General features: G+C 66.9%; 21 protein-coding genes and 1 tRNA gene. 5 read left to right on the top strand and 17 right to left on the bottom strand.

Translation table 11 applies throughout. The features are described from left to right. Positions 1–76 precede the first annotated feature (76 nt). Entirely contained in the window at positions 77–430 is a 354-nt protein-coding gene (locus V8686_RS05230) for a cell division protein SepF (protein WP_379702904.1), read from the bottom strand. Positions 431–531: 101 nt separating this feature from the next. Here V8686_RS05230 and V8686_RS05225 point away from each other — a divergent pair, with 101 nt between their 5' ends. Then, on the top strand, positions 532–1,176 hold the full coding sequence (locus V8686_RS05225) for a DUF1028 domain-containing protein (protein ID WP_379702903.1): 645 nt from the start codon (positions 532–534) through the stop codon (positions 1,174–1,176). 54 nt (positions 1,177–1,230) lie between these two features. Here the strand turns inward: V8686_RS05225 and V8686_RS05220 are convergent, their stop codons facing one another. Further along, the gene (locus V8686_RS05220) at positions 1,231–1,416 is read right to left on the bottom strand and encodes a hypothetical protein (RefSeq protein WP_379702902.1); all 186 of its coding nucleotides are present in this window, start codon (positions 1,414–1,416) and stop codon (positions 1,231–1,233) included. 110 nt (positions 1,417–1,526) lie between these two features. Beyond that, positions 1,527–2,006 (bottom strand): RNA-binding protein, encoded by a 480-nt coding sequence (locus V8686_RS05215; RefSeq protein ID WP_379702901.1) that lies wholly within the window; start codon positions 2,004–2,006, stop codon positions 1,527–1,529. Positions 2,007–2,117: 111 nt separating this feature from the next. On the opposite strand from V8686_RS05215, the gene V8686_RS05210 reads away from it, so the two are divergent. After that, positions 2,118–2,429 (top strand): DUF7562 family protein, encoded by a 312-nt coding sequence (locus V8686_RS05210; RefSeq protein ID WP_379702900.1) that lies wholly within the window; start codon positions 2,118–2,120, stop codon positions 2,427–2,429. Between the two features lie 63 nt (positions 2,430–2,492). Next, positions 2,493–3,815, top strand: coding sequence for a ribonuclease catalytic domain-containing protein (locus V8686_RS05205; RefSeq protein WP_379702899.1), 1,323 nt, complete (start codon positions 2,493–2,495; stop codon positions 3,813–3,815). A gap of 835 nt (positions 3,816–4,650) precedes the next feature. Here V8686_RS05205 and V8686_RS05200 read toward each other — a convergent pair. The 8 genes from V8686_RS05200 to V8686_RS05165 form a co-directional block, all read right to left on the bottom strand. Next, the gene (locus tag V8686_RS05200; RefSeq protein ID WP_379702898.1) at positions 4,651–4,872 is read right to left on the bottom strand and encodes a hypothetical protein; all 222 of its coding nucleotides are present in this window, start codon (positions 4,870–4,872) and stop codon (positions 4,651–4,653) included. A gap of 208 nt (positions 4,873–5,080) precedes the next feature. Then, positions 5,081–5,152 (bottom strand) — tRNA-Ala (locus V8686_RS05195). A gap of 87 nt (positions 5,153–5,239) precedes the next feature. After that, positions 5,240–5,548, bottom strand: coding sequence for a 30S ribosomal protein S10 (rpsJ, locus tag V8686_RS05190; protein WP_251327913.1), 309 nt, complete (start codon positions 5,546–5,548; stop codon positions 5,240–5,242). After that, positions 5,549–6,814 (bottom strand): translation elongation factor EF-1 subunit alpha, encoded by a 1,266-nt coding sequence (gene tuf, locus V8686_RS05185; protein WP_379702897.1) that lies wholly within the window; start codon positions 6,812–6,814, stop codon positions 5,549–5,551. Positions 6,815–6,986: 172 nt separating this feature from the next. Beyond that, positions 6,987–7,940: a homoserine dehydrogenase gene (locus V8686_RS05180; protein WP_379702896.1), complete on the bottom strand. Its 954-nt coding sequence runs from the start codon at positions 7,938–7,940 to the stop codon at positions 6,987–6,989. Continuing rightward, a complete protein-coding gene (locus tag V8686_RS05175; RefSeq protein ID WP_379702895.1) occupies positions 7,937–8,512 on the bottom strand; it encodes an amino acid-binding protein in 576 nt (191 codons plus the stop codon). The genes V8686_RS05180 and V8686_RS05175 overlap by 4 nt, the downstream gene beginning before the upstream one ends. Before the next feature lie 267 nt (positions 8,513–8,779). Further along, positions 8,780–9,967 carry a sensor histidine kinase gene (locus V8686_RS05170; protein WP_379702894.1) on the bottom strand — a complete coding sequence of 396 codons (1,188 nt, stop codon included), beginning with the start codon at positions 9,965–9,967 and terminating at the stop codon, positions 8,780–8,782. Between the two features lie 92 nt (positions 9,968–10,059). Continuing rightward, positions 10,060–12,249 (bottom strand): elongation factor EF-2, encoded by a 2,190-nt coding sequence (locus V8686_RS05165; RefSeq protein ID WP_379702893.1) that lies wholly within the window; start codon positions 12,247–12,249, stop codon positions 10,060–10,062. Between the two features lie 159 nt (positions 12,250–12,408). Between V8686_RS05165 and V8686_RS05160 the strand changes: the two genes are divergently transcribed. Then, positions 12,409–13,179, top strand: a complete 771-nt coding sequence (locus V8686_RS05160; protein ID WP_379702892.1) for a DUF5781 family protein — start codon at positions 12,409–12,411, stop codon at positions 13,177–13,179. A gap of 88 nt (positions 13,180–13,267) precedes the next feature. Here the strand turns inward: V8686_RS05160 and V8686_RS05155 are convergent, their stop codons facing one another. The 3 genes from V8686_RS05155 to V8686_RS05145 form a co-directional block, all read right to left on the bottom strand. Next, positions 13,268–14,461, bottom strand: a complete 1,194-nt coding sequence (locus tag V8686_RS05155; protein ID WP_379702891.1) for an iron-containing alcohol dehydrogenase family protein — start codon at positions 14,459–14,461, stop codon at positions 13,268–13,270. Positions 14,462–14,522: 61 nt separating this feature from the next. Further along, a complete protein-coding gene (locus V8686_RS05150; protein WP_379702890.1) occupies positions 14,523–15,137 on the bottom strand; it encodes a 30S ribosomal protein S7 in 615 nt (204 codons plus the stop codon). Further along, positions 15,137–15,565, bottom strand: coding sequence for a 30S ribosomal protein S12 (locus tag V8686_RS05145; protein WP_092635289.1), 429 nt, complete (start codon positions 15,563–15,565; stop codon positions 15,137–15,139). Before V8686_RS05145 ends, V8686_RS05150 begins: the two co-directional genes overlap by 1 nt. 229 nt (positions 15,566–15,794) lie before the next feature. Between V8686_RS05145 and V8686_RS05140 the strand changes: the two genes are divergently transcribed. Further along, positions 15,795–16,982: an outer membrane protein assembly factor BamB family protein gene (locus V8686_RS05140; RefSeq protein WP_379702889.1), complete on the top strand. Its 1,188-nt coding sequence runs from the start codon at positions 15,795–15,797 to the stop codon at positions 16,980–16,982. A gap of 4 nt (positions 16,983–16,986) precedes the next feature. Here V8686_RS05140 and V8686_RS05135 read toward each other — a convergent pair whose 3' ends face one another. The 3 genes from V8686_RS05135 to V8686_RS05125 all read right to left on the bottom strand — a co-directional run bounded on the left by V8686_RS05135 (position 16,987) and on the right by V8686_RS05125 (position 21,650). Further along, a complete protein-coding gene (locus V8686_RS05135) occupies positions 16,987–17,421 on the bottom strand; it encodes a NusA-like transcription termination signal-binding factor (protein WP_379702888.1) in 435 nt (144 codons plus the stop codon). A gap of 82 nt (positions 17,422–17,503) precedes the next feature. Next, the gene (gene rpoA2, locus V8686_RS05130) at positions 17,504–18,724 is read right to left on the bottom strand and encodes a DNA-directed RNA polymerase subunit A'' (protein WP_379702887.1); all 1,221 of its coding nucleotides are present in this window, start codon (positions 18,722–18,724) and stop codon (positions 17,504–17,506) included. Beyond that, complete coding sequence (locus V8686_RS05125; RefSeq protein ID WP_379706470.1) at positions 18,717–21,650, bottom strand: DNA-directed RNA polymerase subunit A'; 2,934 nt, start codon at positions 21,648–21,650, stop codon at positions 18,717–18,719. Before V8686_RS05125 ends, rpoA2 begins: the two co-directional genes overlap by 8 nt. Between the last annotated feature and the right edge of the window lie 5 nt (positions 21,651–21,655).

Below are 21,655 nucleotides of genomic sequence, written 5' to 3'. Positions count from 1 at the left end.
TCGGATGGGTGGGAACCAGTGCCGTGTCTCGCCGTCGCGGAGCCGCGAGACACTGGAAGCGACGCAACCGAGTCTCTCAGGAGAGTTTCTCGCGGCTGATCTTCACGCCCGTCGGCGTGACGACGACCTGATCGTCCTCCTTCACGACCACGTCGCCGTCGACTTCGCGGGCGACCTGCCGGAGGTCCTCCAGAATCCGGTCGACCACGCTGTCGCTCGGACTCATCCGTGTGATGTCCGCGATGACGAGATCCCCGTCGTAGACGGCGTCCTTGATCGCCATGGCGTCTCGCTGCTCACTGATCTCCGCGAAGTGCACGCTCATCCCCGCCTCGGCCCGCGCCGTGTCGAAGTCGTCGAGGCTCAGTTCGACGTAGTCCTCGGTGCTGTGGGTGCCGCCACCGCCGAGGATTTTACTCATGATACCCATAGTACCAACAGGAACCACCGCCTCATTAGTTCTTGCGTCAGACGCACGGTCGCGACACCGCTCGTCCCGGCGCTTTTCACCGCGGCGGCCGTCCCTCCACCGTGACCTACAGCATCTGCGTCCGGGAACCCGCCGACGGAGGCCATCGCTTCGGTGTCGCCGCCGCCACCCGCCTCCCCGCCGTGGGGAGCGTCTGCCCGCACGTGAGCGACCACGGCGCCGTCGCGACAGCCGGCGTCACCGACCCCGACGCGGGGACGCGGTGTCTCTCCACCCTCGCGTCTGGTGGCCGCCTCGCCGACGCGTTCGCCGACATGGCCACCGACGGCGACGGGAGCCAGTTCCACGGCGTCGACGCGGCGGAGGCGGCCGCCCACACCGGCGCGGACTGCCGACCCGTGGCGACCCACCGGACGGGAGAGGGCTACACCGTCGCGGGCACGTCCCTGACGGAGGAGACGGTGCTGGACGCGATGGAACAGGGGTACCGGGAGAACGAACGCGACGCGCCGCTCGTGCGGTGCCTCCTCACCGCGCTCGCGGCGGGTGAGCGGGCGGGCGGCGACCGGCGAGAGGAAGAACTACCGGTCGGCAGCGCCGCCGTCGTCGTCTCGACGCCCGGGGCCGGAGAACCGCTGTACCACGACCTGCGCGTCGACGCCAGCGACTCGCCGGTGGCCGACCTGCGCGAGACGTACCGGCTCGCGAAGCGGGGGTACGAGGCTGCAGTGGAGCGGTACAGCTGACCGGTCGGTCGCCGGGAGACGAAATACTGGGAGCGTGAGTCGGTGCGGGTACGCTCACTCGGCCGCTGCCCGCTTCAGTAGTTGTGGCGTGACGAGCACGTCGAGCACGGCCATGACGTAAGCAAAGAGCTGGACGGTACCGTCGAGATAGAGGTACGCGATAGCCGCGATGACCACCGCACCACTCGCACCGACGGCGTATCGCAGTACCGGGCTCGCAAGCGGGTTCTGCTGGGACACGTGTGGACGCACGGCCCGCAGAACGTATAGTTCGGGGCGGCGTCTCGGACTCTGAAACGCCCCACTGCGGGACGTTCCGACTCGATGGGACCGCGCCGATGCCGGACCGGCTACACCGAGAATTCGTACAGCTCGTCGCCGACGTGGTGGACCGACTCGACGACCTTGCCGGAGTCGCCGACCATGTCCGAACCGGGTTCGAGCGCGCGGCCCACCGCCAGCGCCTTGCCGTGAGTCTCCTCGACGACGACGACCAAGTCGCCGACCGCGATGTCGTCGTCGGCTTCGACGATGCCCGGACGCATCACGTCGGCACCGTCGCTGACGAACTGGACGGCGCCGGCGTCGACGGTGACGACGCGGCGTTCGGGCGGGTAGGCGTTCGCCCCGCGAACCGTCAGGAACGGGTCGCCGTCGACGAAGAAGACGGTCGGGTCGCCGTCGACGAGCACCAGGTCGAACTCGGTGCCCACGAGGTCGACACGCTCGTAAGTGTCGCCGTCGACGTCGACGCCGAGTGCGTCCTCGATGGTCGCCGTCAGCTCCCCGATTTCGTCGCTCCGAAGGTGGTGGCGCGATTTGACCTCCATACCGGGTCCTGGGACCGCTCGGCGGATAAGTCGCCCGTTCCGTCGTGGGGGCGTCGGTCGCGCGTCGGACGCGTAACAAACGCTAAGTGGGCGTGGTACCTGCACCCGTCCATGTGGCGTTCCGGATCGGACGGGGGTCGGGACCGAAAGACGGTCGTCTGCATCGCGTGTGGGACCTCGCTGCTCCGATCCGAGGCACGGGAGTACGACAAGGAGGGCGACCGCTGGAGCCGACACGGCAAGCAGTTCGAACACCTCTGTAAGGAGTGTTACCGGAACCTCTGTCACCAGCCACGCGACGAACTCGAAGCACTGCTCGTCGAAATCGTCGACGGCGAGGGCCTCTCGCGCGAGGACTTCCTCGAGCGCTACTACGTCACCGTCGAGGAGCGTTACGGCTCCACCGAGGAGCCCGAATCCTGATCGCGCGGCCGTCACGGCGCCTCGCCCGACACGTCTAACTACCCGTCACGTATAGTCCGGGGCATGACGAACGACGCGCAGGCCCAGGCCGGGACCGCCGAGGGGCAAGGCCCAGTAGAGATCAGTCCGGCCGAGGCCGGACAGTTACAGGAGAAACGCGAGGAACTGTTCGAGGAGTTCGAGATCCGTGACGCCTTCCCCCCCGAGGTACTCCGCGAGGCACGCGACCGGACGGAGGACGTACAGCAAGAGATCGAGGACGAACTCGACGAGCGGCGTGACCTCCGCGAGCTGACCGCGTGGACGACCGACCCCATCGACGCCCAGGACTTCGACGACGCCATCAGCGTCCGGGAGGAGGAAGACGGCTACCGCCTCTGGGTCCACATCGCGGACGTGACCCACTACGTCCACCCCGACTCCGCGATGTGGGAGGAGGCAGTCCAGCGGGGCAACACCGTCTACCTCCCCGCCTACACCATCCACATGCTCCCGCCGACGCTCGCGGAGACGGTGTGTTCGCTCGTCCCCGAGGAGGACCGCCTCGCCCACACCGTCGAGATGGAACTCGACGCCGAGACGCTCTCCTTCGAGACGATCGACATCTACAAGTCCGTCATCCGGAGCGACGAGCGACTCACGTACAGCCAGTGTGAGAACCGTCTCGAAGACCCCGAGGCGCCGCTCCACGAGGAGAACGTCCTCGCGTTCGAACTCGCCGACCGAATGCACGAACAGCGCAAGGAGGACGGCTCGCTCGTCCTCAACCCCCGGCGGGACCGCGCTCACACCATCATCGAGGAGTGCATGCTGAAGGCGAACAAGGCCGTGACCCACGAACTGATGTGGAACCGCGGCGTCGAGGCGATGTACCGGGTTCATCCCCAGCCCACCCCCGACCAGTGGAACGACGCCCTCCGCGAGATTCAGGAACTCGACGGCGTCTCCATCCCCTCCGATAAGTGGGACGACCCGCGCAAGGCCGTCAACGGCGCACTGGAGAACGCACCCGACCGGATGCTGTCGAAGATCCAGCGGGCCGTGTTGAAGGTGATGCCCCGCGCGAAGTACATGAACGACCCCTTCGGCGGTCACCACGCGCTCAACTTCGACATCTACGGCCACTTCACCTCGCCAATCCGGCGCCTCTCCGACCTGATCAACCACTGGATCGTCCACGAGAACGACGTGCCCGAGGATCTGATCGAACTCTGTGACCGCGCCTCGGATCGCCAGAAGGACGGCGAGACGGTCGAACGTCTCTACAAGGGGTTCATGGAGGAGATCGGTCTGGACCCTTACGCGGTCAACAACCGCGGCGTCGTCACCGTCGACGACGACGGCAACGTGGTGAACGACGAGGGCCTGCCGCCCGAGGACGACTGAGACGGATCGTTGCAAATCAGTTCCGGTGAGTCGCCGACGCTACGGCGACCCACCGGCAAACTGTGACAACGGTCGGAGTGAGCGACCACCCCGCCGACGCCGGCCGCGGCGCAGTTCCCGATTTTGAAAATTGCGGCGGTAGTTTTGTATAGCGATCCGACGCGCCCTTACCTGGCTTCGCGGGCGACCACCCGTGGGCCCGCCGTCGAGTGCGGATCGACCATACATCGAGTCCACGCCGACGGCACCTTTCGTACCATGGTGAGACGGCTTATGCCGTCTCGCACCCTCGTCGCCAGTCGCCCCGAGCCGTCGTCACGGACAGAGTAGTGGCTCGGTGGTCGCCGGCAGGACGCCGTCGAAACGGCGGAAGCGTGAGGGGGAGACTGGGACCGAAGCCCGAAAGCTCACGCTGTCGTCCGTCCGCACGCGCTGTGCGCGCGGAAGGCAGGCTCTCGGTCGCCCGAACGGGCGGCGGGAGCCACCGGAACATCGTCCTCCCCGATAAAAACTGTACGATTCGGCCCGAACGTTGCGTGAATTACGGGCGGGACGGACGGACCGGGACCCCATCCGTCCTGCCGGTGCATTCGCCCGCCTCGAACGGCGCGGTGTCGACGATGACGAACGAACCCAGCAGGAGAACGGCGAGGACGGGCGAAAGACGGGGCTACCGCCCGCCGTGTCGACGCCGAGGCCCCACAATTTTGTTGTGTTTTTGATCATTCGGGGAACAGTCGGGATACATCCCTCCGGGGAGACACGTTGGAAACGGGAACGGGTGCCTCTGACATACTGCACTCCCCAACTCCCTGATTTTTCGAAGCGAGTATGGTCACGCCTCACCGGAACTGACCCAACGGCATCGCGTTCTCCTCGTCGAGAGGCTGTCGAGGTCGGCGACGACGGCCGCCCCGTGGGTGTAGGCGAACAGCATCGCGGCGAGGTGGCACACCAATCGTGGTGTGTAGCCCTTGCAGAGACACTCGGCGACTGGCTGGCCCGAGCAGGTGCCGAAGGCGGCGCGGTGGCGACCACCGATGGCGTCGAGGCGCACCGGCCCTCGCAGCGGACTCGAAATGGGGGGCCGCGGTGACCGATGACCGAAAGCAGAGAACAGCCTCGAGACGGCGCTATGCGTCGCTTCAGCTCGTTACCGACCGAGTAAAATTTGGATGGACTCGCCGGGAGTCCCGCGAGCGAACGGAGTGAGCGAGTGGGACTCCGGCAAGTCCACGACTGAACGAACGAAGTGAGTGAAGAAGTGGACTCGCCGGGATTTGAACCCGGGGCCTCTTCCTTGCGAAGGAAGCGATCTGCCACTGATCTACGAGCCCGCAGTGTGACACAGCCGTCGAGCGTACTTGTAAGCTTCTGTTCGTCGCCGAAAAGCGGAGACGGTAAAACGCCTTAGCGCCGTTCGGTCAGTCTTCGAGGACGATCTCGATGCTGACGTCGTTCGGCACCTGGATGCGCATGAGCTGACGCAGCGCACGCTCGTCCGCGTCGATGTCGATCAGCCGCTTGTGGACGCGCATCTCCCAGTGCTCCCAGGTGGCCGTCCCCTCACCGTCGGGGGACTTCCGGGATGGGACTTCCAGCGTTTTCGTGGGCAGCGGGATCGGCCCGCTGAGGTTGACGCCCGTCTTGCTCGCGATTTCGCGGACTTCGTCGCAGATGCCGTCGAGGTCCTCGGGGCTCGTGCCCGCCAGGCGAACGCGTGCCTGCTGCATCTATCGCTCGTTGACCGAGAGCACTTTGCCGGCCGCGATGGTCTGACCCATGTCGCGAATGGCGAAGCTCCCGAGTTCCGGGATCTCGGACGACGGCTCGATGCTGAGAGGCTTTTGCGGTCGAACCGTCACGACGGCGGCGTCACCGGACTTGATGAAGTCGGGGTTCTCCTCGGCGACCTCACCACTGGCGGGATCGAGCTTCTGGTCGATGGACTCGATGGTACACGCGACCTGCGCCGTGTGGGCGTGGAAGACCGGCGTGTACCCCGCGGTGATGACCGACGGGTGCTGCATGACGACGACCTGAGCCTGGAACGTCTCGGCGACCGACGGCGGGTCGTCGGCCGGGCCACAGACGTCGCCACGGCGGATGTCGTCCTTGCCGATACCGCGGACGTTGAACCCGACGTTGTCGCCGGGGCCGGCCTCCGGCACCTCTTCGTGGTGCATCTCGATGGTCTTGACCTCGCCACCGACGTCCGAAGGCTGGAACGACACGTTGTCGCCGACGTTCATGACACCCGTCTCGACGCGGCCGACCGGGACCGTCCCGATGCCCGAGATGGTGTAGACGTCCTGAATCGGCAGGCGGAGCGGCGCGTCCGTTGGCGGCTCCGTCGCCGGCAGATCGTTCAGGGCTTCGAGCAGCGTCGGCCCGTCGAACCAGTCCATGTTGCCGGACTTCTCGGCGACGTTGTCGCCCTCGAAGGCCGAAATCGGGATGAAGGACGCGTCCTCCGTGCCGAACCGGACCTGCTTGAGCAGCTGTTTGACTTCCTCGGTGACCTCGTTGAAGGTGTCCTCCGAGTAGTCGACGATGTCCATCTTGTTGACGCCGATGATCAGCTCGTTGATCCCGAGCGTGCGAGCCAGGAAGACGTGCTCGCGGGTCTGGGGCGCGACGCCGTCGTCGGCCGCGACGACGAGCACCGCGTTGTCGGCCTGCGAGGCACCCGTGATCATGTTCTTCACGAAGTCACGGTGACCCGGACAGTCGACGATGGTGAAGAAGTACTCGTCAGTGTCGAACTCTTGGTGGGCGATGTCGATGGTGACACCACGCTCTCGCTCCTCTGCGAGGTTGTCCATGACGTAGGCGAACTCGAAGCCACCCTTGCCCTTCTCCTCGGCTTCCTCGCGGTACTGCTCAATTACGTGCTCCGGGACGGACCCTGTCTCGAACAGGAGTCGCCCGACGAGCGTGCTCTTGCCGTGGTCGACGTGGCCGATAATGGCCAGATTCTGGTGCGGTTTGTCACTCATGGTGGAATCACGCGCTAAGGCGCTTGGTGACGACTATTTTGCCCGAATGACCTAAAACCATTTCGATACACGTCACAGATGCTCCCGATGCCGTCTTGCGGTTTGTGACACCATACCGCACGACGGCGAGGAGGTGACCGTCGGGGAGAAATCGGTCGGCGTGGGCGTCAGTTCACTCCAGTCGGCCCACGTCCGAGAGAATAGCCGTCGCCGTCTCCGGTCCGCCCGCGCCACGGCCGCTGAGGTGCAGTTGGCCGGCGTGTACCGTCTCGAACTGCACGATGTTGCGCGTGCCCGTGACCGACAGGGCGTCGTGCTGGGGGACGAGTCGCGGCCCCACGCGGACGCCGTCGGCCGTCGCCTCACCGATCAGGCGGACCGTCCGCCCGTCCTCGGCCGCCAAATCGAGCGCGCTCGCCGGGATGTCCCGGATACCCTCGACGGTGGCGTCCGCGAGGCGGTACACCTGCTCGCCGTCGCTGAGGACGTTCGCCAAGATGACGAACTTCAACGCCGCGTCCGTCCCCTCCACGTCGAAGGCGGGGTCCGCCTCGGCGACGCCGAGGTCCTGGGCCTCCGCGAGGACGTGTTCGTACCCCAGTCCCTCGGCGGCCATCCGCGAGAGGATGAAGTTGGCGGTACCGTTGAGCACGCCACGAGCCGCCGTAATCTGGTTGGGGCCGAAATCCGTGATGGTCGAGAGGATGGGAATGGCGCCGCCGACGGCCGCCTCGAACTGGACCGTCCCCTCGCTCTCGGCTTCGAGTGCCGTCAGATCCGCGTACCGTTCGGCCACCGGCCCCTTGTTCGCCAGGACGACGTGCCGGTCGCGTTCCAGCGCCGCCCGCACGTGCGAGAAGCCGGGTTCGGCGTCGCCGAGCGTCGTCGGCGTCGCCTCGACGAGAACGTCGTACTCGGCGGCGAGGGCGTCGTCCGGGTCGCCCGGGCCGACCACACCCTCGCCGTCTTTCCGGTCGAAGACCGCCTCGGCGTCCAGACCCTCGGGGTCGACCGCCGACGAACGCGAGTCCGCGACGGCCGTCACGACGTGGCCGTACTCCGGAGCGAGTTCGACGACGGACCGACCGACTGCACCGATACCGATAACCGCGAGTCGGAGCGTCATTCGGCCACCTCCACGAGCGGTTCGATCACGTCGAGGTCCTTCTCGTCGGCGATGTCACGCACGTGGTCGAACACCTCGTCCATCCGTCCGGTCCGCGTCGCGAGGCGGAGGCGGGCGCTGGACGCGCCGCCCCGACCCTCGGGGGCCGAGAGCGACAGATCCGCGAGCGTCGCGTCCGTACTCGATTCGATGCGCTGGAGCGTATCCGAGAGGTCGGTGTCGACGATGTCGCCGACGAGCAACAGCGTCAACTGCTCGCCGTAGCGCTCGGCACCCGCCTGGATGACGTTGACGCCCTCGTCGCGGAGCGCCTCCACGATGGTCTCGAATCGGTCCGGGGGACACTCGACGTCCACCTCGACGGGGATGTGTCCCCGCGGGGTGAGGTTCCCGCGTTCGTGGAATATCGAGAGGAGGTTGCCGCCGTTCTCCGCGATGGGCCGGAGTGCCGACAGCAGTTCACCGGGCTTGTCGACGAGTTCCAGCCGGATCGTGTGCGTCTGCGGACGCTCACCGCCGTCGGTGCGTCCCTCGTCGTCGGCATCGTCGGTGGTGACGGCTTCGTCTGCCATTCAGGCCGTCACCCCCGCGGCACGACCCGTCGACGAAATAATTGTGATCGGCGACGGGGATGGGCCGCGGGGTAGCTCCGTGCCGACACGTCGACTGCCGGTAGTCGTGCCGCGAGGCATGGTGTACACTGTGCCAAGGAGGTATATGATTGCATCGGTCGAACCGCACCGTTCGGCGCACCCTGTGCCACGCGTCAGACTGACCGCTGCCGGTCGTTTCCGGCCGTCGCCGCTCCCGTGGTCGAGAGACGGTTACGACGACTCGTCTCAGGCCGTCGTCCCGGCCGGTTCGGCCGTGGGGACCGATCCGGCCGCGCCGTCGGTCGGCGAAGCGGCGCGTCCGTGGACCAGTCCGACGACCGTCCACTCTCCCTCGGTGTCGAAGGTCAGCTTCCCGCCGGCGGATTCGGCGATGGAACGGGCGACCCACAGCCCCAGGCCGCTCCCGTGGGTGAGCTGGGTGATCTCCGATTCGCCCGAGACCACGGCCCGTTCGTTCTCGGGGACGCCGGGACCGTCGTCGGCGACACGAACGTGGACCGACTCGTCCTCGATCACGGCCGTGATTCGAACGGATGCGCCGCCGTGTTCGACGGCGTTCTCGACCAGTTCGGCGAGCGCCGACGCCACGCCGTCGTCGGCCCACATCCACAGGTCCGGAGGGACGTCGACCTCGACGCCGCAGTCGGTTCGCTCGCGGGCGTCCGCAGCCACGTCAGCGACGACGTCGCCGACGTTCACTCGGTCGTTCGGCGCCGACCGCCGATCGAGCGCCTCCACCATCACCTTCGTCTTGTCGGCGAGGCCGCCGACCTCCTGTGACCGACGACTGAGCGTCTCCGCCACCTCGGCGAGCGAGGGGTCCTCCAGTTCGGCCGCCAGTCGCTCGGACTGGCCGATCAACACCGTCGCATCGTTGCGGAGATTGTGCCGGAGGACGCGACTCAAGACCGCGAATTTTTCGCGTTCGCGCGCCAGTTGCTCCGCGCGCACCCGTCGGGCGTCGTGGACGCCGATGATGACGTGGGCCGCGGCGCTGATGGCGAGGACGTTGCCGGCCGCCAGTGTGTCGGTCGGCGTGACGGTGCCGAGTGCGCCCCGGTAGAGTCCGTGTGCGAGAAGGACGCCGCCGAGGACCACGAGTCCGAGGAGGTTCCACACCGCGATTCGAACCGCGTTGGGCGTAGAGAACGCGCTTCGAAACAACAGCACCCCCGCGGCGACGAGGCCGAGACTGACGACGATACCCAGGACGGCGAGTCCCGTCCCGACCGCCGGTCCCTGCCCCACCAGACCCGGGACCAGGTTCGGAGCGAGCAGCGCGACGCCGGTCAGGCTGATGACCGCACACGACCCCGCCCGAGCGAGTCGCTCCCGACGGCGACCGGCGGCGGTAGGTCCCGCGCCGAACAGCCGAACGAGTCCCCGGTCGATGCGGGCGAGTACTCCTGCCATTGGCAGTGGCTGTGCGACGACGGCTGATGAAGCTGTCTGCCGAATTATCGCGAGTGAAAGAGATCGCAGAGCGGCCGACGAGTGGGACCGCGTTAGATGTAGTCGACCGACGGCGGCAGTTCCAGCTTCATGCCCTTGCGCTCGCGGATCTCCTTGATCAGATCCGGCTGGAGGTTGTCGGCGAGCACACGGAAGCCGGCGTTCTCGGTGTTCCACGACGCACGACCCTCGGTGGCGCTCCGGATGTCGGAGGAGAAGCCGATCATCTCCCCGACGGGCGCGATGCCCTCGATGACCATGAGGTCACCCTCCTGGTACATGTCGTCGACGCGGCCACGACGGCCCTGGATCTCGCCGGACGCCGCCCCCATGTGTTCCGAGGGCACGTCGATGCGGACGTTCTGGATGGGTTCGAGCAGGCGGATCTCGCCGTCGATGAGCGCGCGGTGGACCGCCTCGCGGACGGCGGGGATGACCTGCGCCGGGCCACGGTGGATGGTGTCCTCGTGGAGCCGCGCGTCGTGCAGGCGGATGAGCGACCCCGAGACGGGTTCGGCTGCGAGCGGACCGTCGTCGAGGGCCTCCTCCAGCCCTTCGACGACCAGTTCCATGGTCTCGTTGAGGTGCTGAATCCCCTTCGTGTCGTCGATGAGGATGTTCGTCCCGTGGATGTGTTCCACGTTCTGCGAGGTGTCCTTGTCCATGCCGGCCTCCTGCAGCGCTTCACGCCGCTCCAGTTCGGGCATGTCCATCGAGACGTTCCCCATCTGAATCTCCTCGGTAATCTCGTCGCTCAGGGGGTCGACGGTGATGTAGAACTTGTTGTGTCGGTTCGGCGAGACCCCTTCGACCTCCTGAGAGGACTCCTGGGGCGCCTCGCGGTAGACGACGATGGGTTCGCCGGTGTTGATCGGGATTCCCTGGTTGCGCTCGATGCGCTGGCTGATGACTTCGAGGTGGAGTTCACCCTGGCCGGAGATGAGGTGTTCCCCCGTCTCCTCGTTGATCTCGATCTGGATCGTCGGGTCTTCCTTGGCGACCTGCTGGAGCGTCTGGATCAGCTTCGGCAGGTCGTCCATGTTCTTCGCCTCGACGCTCTTCGTGATGACCGGCTCGGAGATGTGCTCGATGGACTCGAACGGCGTCATCTCCACGCTCGACACCGTAGAGCCCGCGATAGCGTCTTTCAGCCCGGTGACGGCGGCGATGTTGCCGGCGGGGACGTGCTCCACTTCCTCGCGCTCGCCACCCATGTAGATGCCGACGCTCTGGATGCGGTTCTTCCCGGCGGTGCCGGAGACGTACAGTTCCTGCCCCTTCTCGAGAGTCCCGGAGAAGACGCGACCCGCGGCGATTTCGCCGGCGTGGGGGTCGACACCGATGTCCGTGACCATCAAGACGACGTCGCCGTCCTCGTCGACCAGCCGCATGGACTCCGCGATCTCGGAGGTGTCGTCGCCGCGCCAGATGCGCGGGATACGGCGGGGCTGGGCGTCCAGCGGGTTCGGGAAGTGCTCACAGACCATGTCGAGCACGACGTCCGACAGCGGCGTCCGCTCGTGGAGTTCCTGGCGCTTGTCGGCGCGTTCGAGTTCGATGATGTCGCCGAAGTCCATGCCCGTCCGCTGCATCGAGGGCATGGAGACACCCCACTTGTAGAGCGCGGACCCGAAGCCGACGGTGCCGCCCTCGACGGAGACGGTCCAGTCCTCGTCGATGTCGTCCATCTCCTCGGTCATGCCACGGATGAGCTCGTTCACGTCGTGGATGACCGACAGGAGCCGCTCTTGCATCTCCTGGGGTCCTTCCTGGAGTTCGGAGATGAGGCGGTCGACCTTGTTGATGAACAGCGTCGGCTTGACGCCCTCGCGGAGCGCCTGCCGGAGTACCGTCTCCGTCTGGGGCATCGCGCCCTCGACGGCGTCGACGACCACGAGCGCACCGTCGACGGCGCGCATCGCGCGGGTCACGTCGCCACCGAAGTCGACGTGGCCCGGCGTGTCGATCAGGTTGATCAGGTGGTTCTTGTCCTCGTACTCGTGAGTCATCGAGACGTTCGCGGCGTCGATGGTGATGCCGCGTTCCTGCTCGTCTTCCTCCGTGTCCATCGCGAGCTGCTGGCCCGCGGTGTCCTGTGAGATCATGCCCGCACCGGCGAGCAGGTTGTCCGTCAGCGTCGTCTTACCGTGGTCGACGTGAGCGGCGATGGCGATGTTCCGGATGTTCTCCGGTTTGTCCATCAGCCGTTCACATTCTTGTACGATCTTCTTTCGTCGGCCCATTACAGGCCCATACCGCCAGGAGGGTCAAAAGGGTAGTGTTTTGCCGGAGGCGAAACCTCCGAGATCCGGCCGCTTGCCCCGTATGTCACGCGATACCACGAGCATCGGGGGGATCCGACCACAACCGTCTTGGTGATCTGACCCGTGATAACGGTAGGCATGGATGTACGCGTACGGGGCGACGCCCCACCGGACCCGTTTCTCGGCGCCGCCGACCTACTGGCCACCGAACACGACCTCGATCGACCGGTTCACGTGCGCGTCCGGGCCGACCCGGACGAACGGACCTGGGCCGCCCACTACGACGACCACCACGTGCTCAACATCTCGCGACAGGCCGCGACGAGCGCGATGGCCCGTGAACTCGCGCTCCACGAACTCGCCCACATGACCCGGTACGAACAGGGCCACGCCTCACACACCCAGTCGACGGACGAGGCGCTCTTTCTCGCGCTCTCCGGACGCGACGTCGAACGGCGGAAGCTCGCCCACTGCTATCAGATCGCCAACCACATGCGCGACATCTACGCCGACGACATCACGCTCTCCGTGGCGCCGGCGGCAAAGCTCGTCCAGTTCCTCGAATCCCAACTCGCCGCCGCCGTCGCCGACGCGCCCGGACCGGCGGGGACGGGACCCGGCGGCGACGAGTCACGACGGATATCCGTCGGTGCCGACCCCGACATCACCGCGGTCAACGCCGCCTTCGCCCTCGCCCTCGTCGAACGGCACGAGCTGATCGACCCCGAACACCGGCTGTACGACCTGTCGCGGGCCGCGGCGGCCGACGCCCCCACCGTCGGCATGGAGACATTCAAACGGCTGTTCCGAACCCTCGGCGACGACCCCAGCGAGAGCGATTTCCGGCGCGACCTGGTGACCGCGACCCGGGAGTACGCCCTCGGCGGCGAGGGACGAGCCGCCGACTGATCCGGCTGGTCGTGCGTCGTTTCCAGCCGTCGCCGACCGGAGGGGCCGACGGCCGGCATACAGGGACGACGACCCGGATGAGCGCCGACTATCGCCCCACAGCGGCCGCCTCGAACACCGCAATCACGTCTTCGCGGTCCATCCGCCGCGGATTCCGTTCGAGGTTGTGCTCCGAGTGCTCGAACGCCACGTCCGCGAAGTCCGCGAACGTCGCTCGGTCGAACTCCCCGAACTCGGCGATGCTCGTCGGCACGTCCACGTCCGCCAGCAGGTCGAACACCGCGTCGACGCTCCGGTCCGCGAACGACCGGGTCGACTCTCCGGGACGCCGTTCCGCGCCGAGCGCGTCGGCCAAGTCGGCGAATCGCTCCACCTCCGCTGGCACGTTGTACCGCATCACGTGCGGGAGCAAGACGCCGTTGGCCAGCCCGTGGCCCAGCCCACACTCCATCCCGAGGGGGTAGGTGAGCGCGTGGACAGCCCCCAGCCCGGAGTTGACGAACGCCTGCCCGGCGAGCGTGGCCGCGAGGCTCATGTCCGCGCGGGCCGCGTCGTTCCGTGCCCCCTGCGCGACTGCCGGTCGCAGGTTCTCCGCGACGAGTTCGACCGCACGCAACGCCAACGTGTCCGTGTACGGCGTCCGCAGGAGGGAGACGTAGCTCTCGACGGCGTGCGTCAGGGCGTCCAGCCCCGTCGCCGCCGCGACGCCCGGCGGCATCGTCCTCGTCAGGTCCGGATCGACCGCCGCGAGATCCGCAAAGAGGTGCGGCGAGAAGGCGACTCTCTTCACCCCGCCCGCGCGCTCGTCGGCGAAGACGCCGATGTGGGTTACCTCGCTTCCCGTCCCCGCCGTCGTCGGCACCAGCGCCAGCGGCGCCGTCGACCCGGGGACGTTGTCCATACCGAGCATGTCACGGACCGGACCGCCGTTCGCCGCGAGCGCCGCCGCGAACTTCGCCGTGTCCATCGAACTGCCGCCGCCGACGCCGACGACCAGGTCGTGATCGGCGACGCGCTCGGCCGCCGCCTCGACCATCGACAGTTTCGGCTCCGGCGCCACGCCGTCGTACACGTTCACATCCACGCCCGCCGCTTCGAGGCGAGCACGGGGCGCGTCGACGACGCCACTCTCGGCCAGGTGTTCGTCGGTGACCAACAGGGCAGTGTCGGCGTCACGGTCGGACGCGAACGGTTCGAGGGCGTCGATGGCACCCGTGCCGTACTCGACGTGGGCGGGGCTTCGGATCGTGTACGACTGGCTGAGTGAACCGGGTGTCGGCATACCCACCCCGTGGAACGGGGGTAAGGTAGCTCTTCGGGAGAGCGAAAGGAACGAAAGGGGATTACCGTGCGGCTGCGGCGACCCGCTCGGCTTCCTCTTTCTGGTTGATCGCGTAGGTGCCGACGTCGTAGTCGGCGGCGCCGGTCAGTTGGTTGGCGAGCGCCTGGGCGGCGCTCGTTGGCGTCTTGTACGACCCGCGGTAGGTCCCCTCCGCGAGGAACTTCAGCGCCTGATCGACACGACGCTGCGGGGCCACGTCGACGGCCTGCGGGACGGAGATGCCGCCGTACTTCAGGCGGACGGTCTCCTCACGCGGCGCGGCGTTCTCGACGGCCGTGACGAGCACCTGCACCGGGTTCTCCTCCGTCTGCTCGTGGACGAGTTCGAAGGCGTCGCGGACGATACTCATCGCCTGCTGTTTCTTCCCCGTGTTCTCCTCCGTCTGCATCAGACGGTTGATGAGCCGCTCGACGACCGAGATTTCGCTCTTCTGGAACTGCTTGGAGGCGTGACGACCCATCGTGTGCGCGATGGGAGTCACGTTGATGTACCGCTGCGTGCTGGGATCGGCGTACGCGATGTCGTCGGTCTCCCAGACGCCGAAGAGCAAGGCGTCCGTGTCCTGCTCCTCGCTGCCGGCCGGCGTGTCGGGTTCGGGGGCGTCGCTCTCGGACATTATCGGACGGGTTTCTCCGCGTTACCGCGCACGAGTTCGATGAGCGAGACGCCGTTGACCTTCTCTACCTTGTAGTTCACGCCCGAGAGGTCGCCCATCGCGCGACCCTTCGCACCGCCGATGCCGGCGATGGTGACCTCGTCGTGTTCGTCGATGAAGGAGATGGCCCCGTCGCCGGGACAGAACGCCGTCACCTGCTTGCCGTTCTTGATCAGCTGTACCCGGACGCACTTCCGGATCGCCGAGTTGGGCTGTTTCGCCTCGATACCGACCTTCTCGAGGACGATGCCCCGTGCCTGGGGCGCCCCCTCGAGCGGGTCCGACTTCTTCCGGAGACCGCGCTCGCGTCGCGCGTACTCCGAGTCGGACCACCGCCGGGTCTGGCGGTCCTTCTTGAGTTTGCGGGCCGCATACTTGCCGTTCGCCATAGTGGCCTTTCGTTGCCGACGGAGCTACTTAAGCCTCCCTTTTCGAGTTCGGTGAGACCGTCTCAGAACGCGTTATCGCACCCGCTAATCCGATTTGAGCGGGTCTTCAGCGAGACGATGCGCCCCGGAAAACGACGTTCAGCACCGAAAGAGCGCCGAGAGCCCGTGAGAGACCGCTCGGCGACCCGGCGGCAGAAGGCTTATTCCGGTGTCCCAGGGACGGCCAACGATGGTCACCCGCCGTCACACGCTCGCCCTTCTCGGAAGTACAGCGACCGTCGGCCTGGCCGGCTGTCTGGGTGGGTCAAGCGACCCCGACCCGCCGGCGACGGTGACGGAGCGACCGGTTGACGTGTCCGGATCGATCCCGCAGTACCAGGTCGGCGCTGGCAACGCCGGCACCCTCCCCGACTCGGCGCCGTCGGCCCCGACGGTCGCCTGGCGTCGCACGCCGAACCGGTACGACGCGGCCCAACCGACCGTCGACGGCGACGCCATCTACGTCGCCTTCGACGGCGACCTGGTGAAACTCGCCATCGACGACGGGGACGAGGTGTGGACCGTCGACGCGGGACACGCCGCCGACGCCACGCCCGCTCTCCACGACGACACCGTCTATGCGACGGTCTGGAACGGCGGCGAATCCGTCCCTCGCGGACTGGTCGCCGTCGACGCCGGCGATGGGAGCGAGCGCTGGCGCGCCCTCACGGAGAACGACGTCAACGCCTCACCAACCCCAACGGGCGACGCCGTCTTCGTCGGCGGCGGGTTCGAGAACGGGGAAGTCGCCGCAGTCGAACACGACGGCACGGTCAGATGGCGACGGGACCTCGGTGAGTACAGCGCCGCGCCGGCCGTCGTCGGCGACCGGGTCGTCTACGCGACGGGCGAAGCCGCGTCGGTCGTTGCACTCGACGCCGTGACCGGTGACCGACTCTGGGAGCGGTCGGTGGACGGCCGTGCCGTGGCTGCGCCGACCGTCGCCGGGGACGCAGTCGTCGTCGCGGACGAACGGGGCGGCATCCGCTCGCTCGGCGTCGACACCGGAGACGTGCGATGGAACGCGTCGGTCGTCGGGGCCGTCCGACGGTCGGTCGCCGTCGACGAGGTGATCGTCGCCACGCACGAGGGCGGCGCGACAGCACTCACCCCTCGTGGTGACGAACGATGGACGGCGGACCTGGGGGGCGACCCGACCGAACCGATGCTGACCGAGGACGCGGTCCTCGTCGGCACGGGCCGTGACGTGGTCGCCCTCGCTCGCAGCGACGGGACGGAACGCTGGCGGGTCGAGACGCGAGAGCGCAACTACACCGACGTCGTCCTGCAAGGAGTGACCGGGGCGCCGGTCGCCGTAGACGGGACCGTCTTCGCTGCGACGCAGGCCGGTGACGTCTACGCGCTCGACGACGGGTGAGCGGTCACGTCAACTGGACGTCGTCGATATCGTAGTGCCGTCGCGCCAGGCGACGGGCCGTCTCGATGTTGCGGCCGTCGCGGCCGATGGCGGCGCCGCGGTCCGCGTCGGGTACCTCGGCGTAGGCGACCCGGTCGCCCTGTTCGCTGATCGTGACGTGCTGGACCGCCGCCGGCGCCAGCACGTTCGCCACGAACGCCTCCGGCGTGTCGGCGTCCTCGACGAGTTCGACCGACCGGCCGAGCGCCTCCTCGACCGCCCGGACCCGTCGCCCATCGGGACCGACGGCCTGTCCCATCTCGCCGGCCGCGACGAGGAAGACGACCCGGTCCTCGCCGTCCTCGTTCTCGTAGACGAGACAGTCGCGGGCGGTCGCGCCGGTTTCGTCCTCGAAACAGGCGATGAACCGACGGTCACGATCCGACAGGGTGACCCGCATTATGCGGATGATCGCCCCTGTGTTCCGGCGGTTCGTGGGGCGGGCGTGGCGAACCGACGGTACCGACGTGCGGTGATCATCACTAGTCGTCCGAGGGCGGTTTGGCGCTGAACGACCCCATCCGGAGGTCCACGTCGCCGGTGCCGATGGCGACCGGCTTGCCGACGATGACGTTCTCGATGACGCCGTCCAGGCGGTCGCGCTCGCCGTGGATCGCGGCGTCGAGAAGGTGGTTCACCGTCACCTCGAACGCGGCGCGGGCGAGGACCGACTCCTTCGATCCCGAGATACCGTGGCGGCCGATGGACTCGATGGTGCCACGGTTGGTCATGATGTCCGCGACCAGCATCAGGTGACGGACGTTCACGTCGTCCAGTCCCTGCTCTTCGAGCGTGTCCATCGTCTCGTTGATGATGGCCTCCCGGGCCGCCTCGACGCCGAGGTTCCGGTAGATCTCGTGGATGTTGTTACAGGTCGTCCGGGAGGCGTCGACGCCCTCGATTTCGATGACGTCGCCGAAGGCGGACCCCTCGGTGTAGAGGACGAACTCTTCGTCGTCGTCCGCGACCGTCTCCTTGCGGATGACGACACGAGAGACCTCTTCGATCCCTTTGAACACCACGTCGCGCAGTTCCTCGACCAACTGGAGCAGTTCGCGGTAACTCGGCTCCGAGGGGCCGAACTCGATGAGCGTCCCCTCGCGCCGGGTCTTGACGCCGAGGGCGTCCTCGATGGTCTCCGCGATTTCGATGGCTACCTCGCTGACGTCATCGACCGTCGGCCACCGCTCGATCAGCGTCTCCTCGTTGAGGTCGACCTGCACCAGCATGTCGGCGACGTTCGTCGACACGTCACCCAGCGAGAGGATCTTCGTGGACTCGATGGACCACACCACCTCGTGGGCGCGTTCGCGGTCCGCCGCGTACTCCTCGTCGAGGTACACCGTCATCATCGGCGTGTCGGGGGTCTTCCGGGCGTCCACCAGTTCGATCAGGCGGGGGAGTCCCTGGGTCACGTCGATCTCCGCGACCCCCGCGTAGTGGAACGTGTTCATCGTCATCTGCGTCCCCGGCTCGCCGATGGACTGGGCCGACACCGTGCCGACCGGATCGAGCGGGTCGACCCGCGTGTCGATGTACTTCGACTCGGTCGCCTGCGCGATTTCGTCGGCCTGTTCGGTCGTGATCGGCCCGCGGTCCTCGACCGTCTCGTAGATGCGGTCTTTCAGCCGACGGGGGAGTTCCGTGTCCTCGACGACGGCCTCGATGTCGTCCGTGACGTGTTCGTACTCGCTCTCAGTCATCGGACTCCACCTCCATGCCCTGTGCCTTGTTGAGACCCGGTCCGGCGTACTCCGAGAGGTTCGTCGGTGGTTCCTCGCTGCCGAGGAACCGCTCTTTCTCCACGTCGGAGCCGAACTCCGCCTCGATCACGCGGTCCGCGATACCTTCGACGTCGATGGGGTTGTCGTCGTTGGAGGACACCTTCACCGGGCTGGTGCCGTCCTCGCCGAACTCGAACTGGACGATGGTGTCGGAGGTGTCGCGTACCGTGCCGTCGTACTGGGACTCCAGTTCCGACAGCGCGTTGATCAGGCGGCGCTGGAGGTATCCGGACTTCGAGGTCCGGACTGCCGTGTCGACCAGGCCCTCGCGGCCACCCATCGCGTGGAAGAAGAACTCCCGCGGCGTCAGGCCGCCACGGTAGGAGTTCTCGACGAAGCCGTGTGCCTCGGCCGAGAGGTCGTTCGGCTGGTAGTGGCTCAGCGTGCGGTCCTCGTAGCCGCGGTTGATCCGCTCGCCGCGGACTGCCTGCTGACCGACACAGCCGGCCATCTGGGTCAGGTTGAGCATCGATCCACGGGCACCCGAACGCGCCATGATGACGGCGGGGTTGTCCTCGTCGAAGTGCTCCTCTGCGATCTCACCCGCGCTGTCGCGGGCCTTGCCGAGCGTCTGCATGATCTTCATCTCCAGCGTCTCGTCGATGGTGCGACCCGGCAGGGATTCGAGTTCGTCGGCCTCGTAGCGCTGGATGAGTTCCTCGATCCGCTCGTAGGCGTTCCCGATGGCGTCGTCGACCTGTTCGTTCGCCGCCGTCGGGATGGACTCGTCGTCGATGCCCAGCGAGAACCCGAAGTGCATGATCGCCCGCATCGCCAGCGCGGCCACCTCGTTGATGAACACGCGTGCACGCGTCTCGGAGTACACCTTCGTGAGCGTGTCGACGATTTCGCCGCCGAACGCGCCGACCGCGTCCTCGTCGATGGTGCCCGAGACGAGCTGGCCGTCGACGATTTCGACCGTGTCGCCCGCCGACGACGAGAACTCGAGGTTCAGGTCGTCGGGCAGGAGTTCCGAGAAGACCGTCCGCCCGGTCCAGTAGGGAGCGCCGTCCTCCTCCCCGTCGGCAGGGGGCAGTTCGTCGACGCTCGTCGCCCGGAGCAGGTCGAGCGCCTGCGTCTCGCTGAAGTGGGGGTTCTCGTTGGTCAGCAGGTAGGTCCCGCTGATGTGGTCCTGGATGGCCCCGATGATGTTCTCGCCGAACCGGGGGCTGAGAATCTGCTCCTGGACGCGCATCAACACGCGCGCCTCCGCCCGCGCCTCCTCGTTCTGGAGGGCGTGCATGTTCATCTCGTCGCCGTCGAAGTCGGCGTTGTACGGCGGGCAGACGGTGGTGTTGAGCCGGAACGTCTTGTACGGCATCACGACCACCTCGTGGGCCATGATCGACATCCGGTGGAGCGACGGCTGCCGGTTGAAGATCACGATGTCGCCGTCGACGAGGTGGCGGTTGACCTCCCATCCCTCCTCGACTTTCGTGGCGAGTTCCTCGCAGTTCTTCTCGGTCACCTTCAGCCGTCGGCCGTCGGGCCGACGGACGTAGTTCGCGCCGGGATGTCCTTCGGGTCCGTTGGCGACGTACTGGCGCGCCTGCTCCACGTTGCGCTCGGTGACGTTCAGCGTCTGGGTCATCTCGCTTGCGACCCGTTCGGGAACGCCTACCTCGTTCAGCGACAGGGTGGGGTCCGGACTGATGACCGTCCGGGCGGAGAAGTTGACGCGCTTGCCGGAGAGGGAGCCACGGAAACGACCCTCCTTGCCCTTCAGTCGCTGGCTGAGCGTCTTCAGCGGTCGGCCAGAGCGGTGACGCGCCGGCGGCGTCCCCGAGATCTCGTTGTCGATGAACGTGGTGACGTGGTACTGGAGCAGTTCCCAGAGGTCCTCGATGATGAGCTGTGGCGCACCGGCCTCGCGGTTCTCCATGAACCGCTGGTTGATGCGGATGATGTCGACCAGCTTGTGCGTCAGGTCGTCCTCGGAGCGCTGACCGTTGTCGAGCGTGATGGACGGCCGGGCGGTAACCGGCGGCACCGGCAGGACGGTCAGAATCATCCACTCCGGTCGGGAGCACGCGGGGTCGATACCGATGACCTCGATGTCCTCGTCCGGGATGTCCTCGAACCAGTCGCGGATGTCCGAGGGCATCAGCTTGTTCATGTCCTCCTCGGTCAGGTCGACGTCGAGGGTCTTCTCCAACTTCTTCCGCGTATCGCTCTTCGGGCGGAACTCGCCCGCCATGATGTCGTTGATGCGGTCGAGGTCGACGCCCACCGCCTCGGCGAGGTCACGCGGACTGGTGCCCTCGTCGTCCTCGTCGTCGGGGTCGGGCTGCATCGCCTCCGCGATGCGCTCCGAGTAGTCCCCCGCGAGCACGTCCTGGACCTCGTAGTAGGTGGTCGGCTTCTCGTGTTTGATGTCGTGCATCACGCCGCCGCAGTCCGGGTGCGGGCAGTAACTCTGCTTGCGCGCCTGCCGGACCGCGGCCTTCAGCACGTCGTTCGGGTCTTGGCCGAGTTCCTCGGAGCGAACCAGATTCTCGCGGTACTCCTCGCGTTCGTCCTCGGTGAGCGCGAGACGGCCACACTCCCGACACGTCGAGCGCAGGAGCCGACGGATGAGCTTCGTGAATCCGACGTGAATGACGGGCGCCGCGAGTTCGATGTGGCCGAAGTGACCGTTACACGACCCCGAGTGCTGACCGCAGGTCCGACACTCCAGCCCGGGGTCGATGACGCCCAGGCGCGGGTCCATCAGCCCCATATCGATCGGGTAGCCGTCGTCGTCGTAGGTGTCCGCCGTGATGACCTTCGTCGCGGACATGTCTCGATACGTTTCCGGGTCCATCAACCCGAACTGAATACCGCCGATCTCCTTTGGTGTCTGCATTGACA

The organism is Haloplanus litoreus (assembly GCF_045690335.1).
In the GTDB taxonomy this organism is placed as follows: domain Archaea; phylum Halobacteriota; class Halobacteria; order Halobacteriales; family Haloferacaceae; genus Haloplanus; species Haloplanus litoreus.
The sequence above is the reverse complement of the archived record's forward strand: the minus strand, read 5'-3'. Positions and strand labels throughout refer to the sequence as shown.